Below are 6,664 nucleotides of genomic sequence, written 5' to 3'. Positions count from 1 at the left end.
TTGTCGCTTTCTGCGTTGTTGCTATCGGCGACTTGTTCTATATTACACCTCTATACGCTAATCGTCAACACCTTTTTATAAAGATATTTAATTTAATACCTTCGTACTCTTTTAGCTCTAGATACGGACCTATAAAGATTCCATTTAAATAGAAACCCTCGTCTACTTTTCTTTACTAATCTATTCTTCTACATACTTTTCAATTTAGACACTTCTCTATTACAAAGGACTTACTTCCCCCATCTTACCGAACTCATACGATTGATTCTTTTCAGCTAAACTAGCAACCTTATTTTAACAATTAATAGTATATAATTAGAAAGTTGCTTTATTTTTTATTACCGCTCCCTATTCCCCTTTGTTTATCAAATTGTAATATCAATAACATTCTATTAGAAACAGGTGACGATATGAAAGATATACGTATTCTTATAGCAGATGACGATAAAGAAATTCGAGACTTATTAAAAAGATATTTAGAGCGAGAATTATATATGGTAGATACTGCAATTAATGGCGAAGAAGCGTTGTGCTTATTTAACCAAAATAACTACAACCTCGTTATATTAGATCTTATGATGCCGAAAGTAGATGGTATCGAAGTGTGCAGAAAACTTAGAGATACAACTAACATTCCTATATTAATGCTAACTGCTAAAGATCACGAAGTTGATAAAATTCTGGGCTTAAGCATAGGTGCTGATGATTATATTACGAAACCTTTCAGTATTCACGAAGTGGTTGCAAGAGTAAAAGCTCTTATGCGACGTTTTTTAGTTCTTGGAAGTAATACTAACGTACAAGAGAAAACAGCTTTAACATTTAAAGGACTAACTATCGATTTTAAAAAATACACAGTCCATACGAACGGAAAAGAAATCAACTTAACTGGAAAAGAACTTGAACTATTAAAATTCTTCGCTTCAAACCCAGAGCAAGTATTTACAAAAACACAACTCTTTCGAAATGTATGGGACGATAATTATATAGAAGATGATAATACCGTTATGGTGCATATTAGAAAGCTTAGAAAGAAAATAGAAATCAATTCTTCCAATCCAAAATTTATTCAGACTGTATGGGGAATCGGTTATAAGTTTGTAGGTGAAAAGGTTGAAAATCGATAAGGTCCTCTTTCTTATTTCATTACAACTTATCATTTGCGGACTTTTAAATATAGATATGGGATACCATGTAAAAGTATCTTTATTTATTGCTCTTATCATAATCACAATATACCTTTTCTTTTCAAGAGTTCACTTTATTCAAAGCAACGAATCGATGGTTACTAAATTAAGCCGTGCACTTAAAGGGAATTTACAAACGAGGCTATTCACAAATAACGACCGTTCATTAAATAATATCGTGTTTTCAATAAACGAATTAATAGCTGCATTAGAAAAGGGTCAGATCGAAGCAAGGAAATCCCAAGAAGCTAGAAAACAACTTTTATCTAATATCTCACATGATATCCGGACACCACTCACTTCTATTATTGGATATATTGATGCTTTAAAAGATGATGTCGCTACTTCTGAAGTAGAAAAGCAAGAATATCTTGAAATACTTTATAAGAAATCGAATGACTTAAAACATCTGGTCGATGAAATCTTTAATATGGCCAAGCTAGATGCTGATGAATTTCCATTAAAAGAAGAAGAACTCGATTTTTCTGAAGTTACTAGAGAAGTATTAATCGAATTTTTACCCGAGCTATCAAAACATAACATTGAACTACAAGTTCTCATACCAGAATCTACTTCTCCTATTATTGCAGATCACCTTAGCCTTATACGAATTATAGGTAATCTAATAAAAAACGCTATCCATCACGGAAAAGCTGGGAAAATAGTAGGAGTCGAACTACTAGAAACCAATACAGAATATGAGCTTCTTATTTGGGACAAGGGACCCGGTATTCCAAAACATGATTTACAAAACGTATTTAAGCGGATGTACCGCAGCGAACAATCAAGAAATCCTTCTTACGGTGGTAGTGGCCTCGGACTTTCTATTTCTAAAGCCCTCGTTGAAAAAAATGGTGGGCGTATATGGGTTGACAGTATTCCCCGGGAACGAACTACTTTTGGTTTTTCCGTCCCAAAACACACTACTTTTAAGAAATAGTTAAGAAATGATTAATATGCAGTTAAACCTTCCTTTTTATTATGTAATTAAGAACTTATAGAAAGTAGGTGCCCCCTATAAATACAATTATAAACACGACAAACCTTACTAAAGTTTATGGGACCCAAAAGTCAGTAGATAATCTAAATATGAATGTACGACAAGGAGAGATTTATGGATTCATAGGGCGTAACGGTGCTGGTAAAACAACTACAATCCGTATGCTGCTTAGTCTTATAAAACCTACAAGTGGAAATATAGAAATATTCGGTGAGGATTTACTTCGGAATCCAAAAGACATTTTAAGAAGAATTGGTTCTATCGTTGAAGTCCCAGGATTTTATGAAAACTTAACTGCAAGAGAGAACTTATTAATTAATGCAAAGATAATTGGAGTTCACAAAAGGACTGCAATTGAAGAAGCATTAGAAATTGTAGGCTTGCAGCACGAAACAAAAAAAATAGTAGGAAAATACTCTTTAGGAATGAAGCAACGCTTAGGAATTGCACGTGCTCTTCTCCATTATCCTGAACTACTCATACTAGATGAACCAACTAACGGACTAGATCCAATCGGTATTAAAGAAATGCGAAAACTCATTAAATCTTTAGCTCAAGAAAGAAATATAACGATACTCATTTCTAGTCATATATTAGCTGAGGTGGAACAACTAGTTGATCGTATGGGAATTATTCATGAAGGAAGGTTATTAGAAGAAGTTTCTCTTGATACACTGCGTAAAGCCAATCGTAAGTACATAGAATTCCAAGTAAATAATGATAATAAAGCTGCGATGCTATTAGAAAATCATTTTCAAATTTTTGATTATGAGGTACATGATGAAGGAAATATTCGCGTTTATTCTCACTTTGGACAGCAAGGACACATTAATAGAACATTGGTTCGTAACGATATTGAAGTATTAAAAATTGTGATGAGCGAAGATAGACTAGAAGATTATTTCACCAAACTAGTTGGGGGTGGCACAATTGGTTAATCTGCTTTATACAGAACTATTAAAATTGAAACGATCCAATATGTTTTTGATTAGTATTATCGGAGCAGGTGTCGCGCCATTTTTAGTGGTTGTAGCTTCTTATATACACATGAAGACAAAGCAGCCTACTCCAACTATTTTATTTGGTCAACTGTTCACTGAAGTTAACCTATACACTACTTTAATTATAGGATTCCCCTTATATGGAGTTGTAATCGCTTATCTATTTACCCGTGAATACACGGAAGATACATTAAAAAACTTGCTAACTATCCCAGTATCACGTATTAGCTTTATTATAAGTAAGTTTATCCTTCTATTCCTTTGGATCATGATGCTAACTTTAGTTGCTTGGGCGCTAACTTTATTATTAGGGCTAATAGGTAGCTTCCCTGGGTTTAGTATCACCTTACTTTTAGGCTCTCTCATAAAATTTTTAATATGTGGTGGACTTCTCTTTCTTTTGTCTTCACCTATTGTACTACTAACCCTTGTAATGAAGACCTATGTACCGCCTATTATATTAACAATCATTATTACAATGACTAACCTTATGATCGTAAATTCAAAACATAAAGACCTATTCCCATGGACCGCTACTCTAGATATAGCAAATAACGAATTACAACCGAATTATCCACCAGAGTATTCTTATATCATCATTGCAGTAACAGCTATTTTCGGATTTATTACAACACTATTCTATTTTAAAAGAGTAGATATTCATTAATTTATAGGAGTGAAACTATGAGCGATCTTATCATTGCCTTCATACTTGGCATTGTAGAAGGGTTAGCTGAATTTTTACCCATCTCTTCTACTGGCCATCTTATATTAGTCGGACATTTGTTAGGTTTTGAAGGAGAAAGGGCAAAAACATTTGAAATTGTCATACAGTTAGGGGCAATTTTAGCTATCGCGATTTTATATCATAAACGTCTTGTTTCTTTATGTAATATTAAACCCCTTCTTCGGAAAGAGAAAAAATTCAATGCATTACATGTTTTTCTTGGTGTATTCCCAGCAGTAGTTGTTGGCTTATTATTACATGATGTTATTAAAACATACTTATTCCAGCCGTATACTGTCGTAATCGGACTTGTAGCAGGAGCATTTCTTATGATTTTTGCAGAAGTAAAAAAGGCAGAGGCAACCGCTTTTTCACTAGATGATTTAACATACCGTCAAGCATTAACAATTGGATTATTTCAATGCTTAGCAGTATATCCTGGCTTCTCAAGGGCTGGCTCTACTATTTCTGGAGGTCTATTAGCGAAAGTAAATTATAAGACTGCATCTGAGTTCTCTTTTCTCATTGCTCTTCCTGTAATGGTTGGAGCTACAGGCTTAGACTTATTAAAAAGTTGGAAGTATTTAAGTGTGGATGATATTTCTATGTTTGCTATAGGATTCATTACCTCTTTTATAGTAGCAATGCTAGCGGTAGTAACTTTCCTGAAGCTTTTAGAAAAGATAGGTTTAAAACCTTTTGCACATTATCGTATTTTGTTAGCCATCTTATTTACACTTTTCGTATTGCTATAGCTTCATATAAGCCACATATTATTAAACCGATATTCAAGGAATATCGGTTTTTATCTATTTCACCTCTAGTATTACTCGCTTCAATATGGCATAGTGGGTAATAGATCAATATTAATATTCCCAATATTCTTTACTACCAATCAACACTTCATTAAAATATGTAACGTTAAAAGCTATATTTGAAATCCGAACCTAGTAATAGCATTTCTTCTTTAAACACATATACTGAATTAAAAATAAGCACCTCAATTGATTAAGTATACCTATTACACCACGATAGAACAAATGTTCCCAACCCTTTACATCACTACTTCCTTGTATTTAAGTAATCGTACTATAGTTTTTTCACTTGCACTTATCTTCTCTTCGAAAGACCCCAAATTATAAGATTTAAGTAGGTTTTATCCTATGTCCATATACAAACAGCTGCAAGGTTTAACGTTAGAAAAACAAATCGGATTGCTAACAAATCATTTAGTTTCATTTAATAGTATTAACACGAAGTCGGTATTATAGATGAACTATATGGCATCTTAAAAAACTTCCCTTATTTTCAAGAACATCCTGAGCATGTATGGATTCAATATATCCCTCATAATCCAATAGGGAGGAAAAATGCATTTGCGTTTGTAAAAGGGAAACATGATTCAACTTCTACTATTATCTATCATTCTCATTTAGATACGGTCGGCATTGAAGACTTCGGATCGTTAAAGGAACATGCTTTCTCTCCTGAAACACTCGAACAATATTTTGAAACCTATAAAAGTGATACAAATGTTCAAACCGACGCAAAATCTGGAGAGTGGTTCTTTGGCCGTGGTTCTCTTGATATGAAAATCGGTGCTGCCATTCATCTAGCCAATATACTATACTTCTCAGAACATGTGCATTTAATCGAAGGAAATCTACTTCTCTTATTCAATGGAGATGAAGAAGGGGAACATCGTGAAATTATCTCTGCCTTAACCGAACTAAAAAGATTGAAGCAAGAAAAACAATTACAGTATCGTTTGGCTATTAACAATGATTTTATAACACCTTTATATGATGGAGATACTCAGCGGTACATTTATACAGGAACTGCAGGTAAACTTCTTCCTCGTTTCTATATTTACGGAAGAGAAGTACACGTAGGCGATACATTGTCTGGCATTGATCCTAATTTTATTGCAACCCAAATCACAAATAGACTACATAACAACTATATCCATTACCATATGAAACAATCCGCAAATTAAAAATCCCGTCTATTACTATGGGCGTCTACGGGAAAAATGGCCATAAATGGACAGAACGGGTTTATAAACCATATTCATTCAGCTATTACTTTTATTGATCCGTAATACAGCAATACAAATTTTAAATGACTACAAAACTATTACAAATAAGCAAATTGCCCAGGGCTTATAAAGAAAATGAACTTTAACTAAAGTGAGGTAAATATACAAATGAATCCATTAGCGCAAACATATTGGGATACTTATTGGGGGAACAATGAAAAACCGAAATCCGTTACAGCTTGGCAATTTGGTGATTCTCCTGATTATCTCGCTCAATTAGTCATTGATGGTGTAAAAACAGCAACATGCTCCAGCCATATTTTTTATGAATTAGAAAATGAACCGCTGCCGACAACTAAAGATTATAGTATTATACTCAATAGTCAGGATGAACCTGTAGCAATTATCAAGACAATAGAAGTAACTGTAACACCAATGAATGAAGTAACCGAAGAATTTGCTATAGCTGAAGGTGAAGGCGATCTTACTTATAATTACTGGAGAGACACCCATATACAGTTCTTTACAAAGGAACTATATGAGCTTGGCCTTGGCTTTTCTGAAGATATGCTACTCGTTTGTGAACGTTTTGAGCTTATCGATATAAAAAATAAAGTGAAACTATAATAAATAGAAGTAATACCCTTACTTTTACGCAAATAAGCTTGTTATCAATAGGTTTCTTGAACCATAGATAACAAGCTTATTTCA

At 33.6% G+C, this 6,664-nt stretch carries 6 protein-coding genes and 1 pseudogene; all 7 read left to right on the top strand.

Annotated features, from left to right (window positions below; genetic code table 11):
• Nucleotides 1–410 precede the first annotated feature (410 nt).
• The 7 genes and pseudogenes from AB3X48_RS15430 (at nucleotide 411) to AB3X48_RS15400 (ending at nucleotide 6,580) form a co-directional block, all read left to right on the top strand.
• Nucleotides 411–1,127 carry a response regulator transcription factor gene (locus tag AB3X48_RS15430; protein ID WP_016103377.1) on the top strand — a complete coding sequence of 239 codons (717 nt, stop codon included), beginning with the start codon at nucleotides 411–413 and terminating at the stop codon, nucleotides 1,125–1,127.
• Nucleotides 1,114–2,127, top strand: coding sequence for a sensor histidine kinase (locus AB3X48_RS15425; protein ID WP_133059463.1), 1,014 nt, complete (start codon nucleotides 1,114–1,116; stop codon nucleotides 2,125–2,127). Before AB3X48_RS15430 ends, AB3X48_RS15425 begins: the two co-directional genes overlap by 14 nt.
• A gap of 68 nt (nucleotides 2,128–2,195) precedes the next feature.
• Nucleotides 2,196–3,125, top strand: a complete 930-nt coding sequence (locus AB3X48_RS15420) for an ABC transporter ATP-binding protein (RefSeq protein WP_033714557.1) — start codon at nucleotides 2,196–2,198, stop codon at nucleotides 3,123–3,125.
• Nucleotides 3,118–3,855: an ABC transporter permease gene (locus AB3X48_RS15415; protein ID WP_016103374.1), complete on the top strand. Its 738-nt coding sequence runs from the start codon at nucleotides 3,118–3,120 to the stop codon at nucleotides 3,853–3,855. The genes AB3X48_RS15420 and AB3X48_RS15415 overlap by 8 nt, the downstream gene beginning before the upstream one ends.
• Nucleotides 3,856–3,872: 17 nt before the next feature.
• Entirely contained in the window at nucleotides 3,873–4,670 is a 798-nt protein-coding gene (uppP, locus tag AB3X48_RS15410) for an undecaprenyl-diphosphate phosphatase UppP (RefSeq protein ID WP_016103373.1), read from the top strand.
• Between the two features lie 689 nt (nucleotides 4,671–5,359).
• Nucleotides 5,360–5,875, top strand: a pseudogene (locus AB3X48_RS22085) (M20/M25/M40 family metallo-hydrolase); the annotation flags it as partial.
• A 246-nt stretch (nucleotides 5,876–6,121) separates the two neighbouring features.
• The gene (locus AB3X48_RS15400; RefSeq protein ID WP_016103370.1) at nucleotides 6,122–6,580 is read left to right on the top strand and encodes an ASCH domain-containing protein; all 459 of its coding nucleotides are present in this window, start codon (nucleotides 6,122–6,124) and stop codon (nucleotides 6,578–6,580) included.
• Nucleotides 6,581–6,664 lie beyond the last annotated feature (84 nt).

The organism is Bacillus sp. S4, assembly GCF_040838205.1.
GTDB classification, from domain to species: Bacteria; Bacillota; Bacilli; order Bacillales; family Bacillaceae_G; genus Bacillus_A; species Bacillus_A cereus_U.
This window is presented reverse-complemented; position numbering and strand designations above follow the sequence as displayed.

Bases quoted from the DNA above. Each gene is read 5' to 3' on its own strand.
- AB3X48_RS15430 (WP_016103377.1), top strand. From the start codon at position 411: ATGAAAGATATACGTATTCTTATAGCAGATGACGATAAAGAAATTCGA.
- uppP (WP_016103373.1), top strand. From the start codon at position 3,873: ATGAGCGATCTTATCATTGCCTTCATACTTGGCATTGTAGAAGGGTTA.
- AB3X48_RS15400 (WP_016103370.1), top strand. From the start codon at position 6,122: ATGAATCCATTAGCGCAAACATATTGGGATACTTATTGGGGGAACAAT.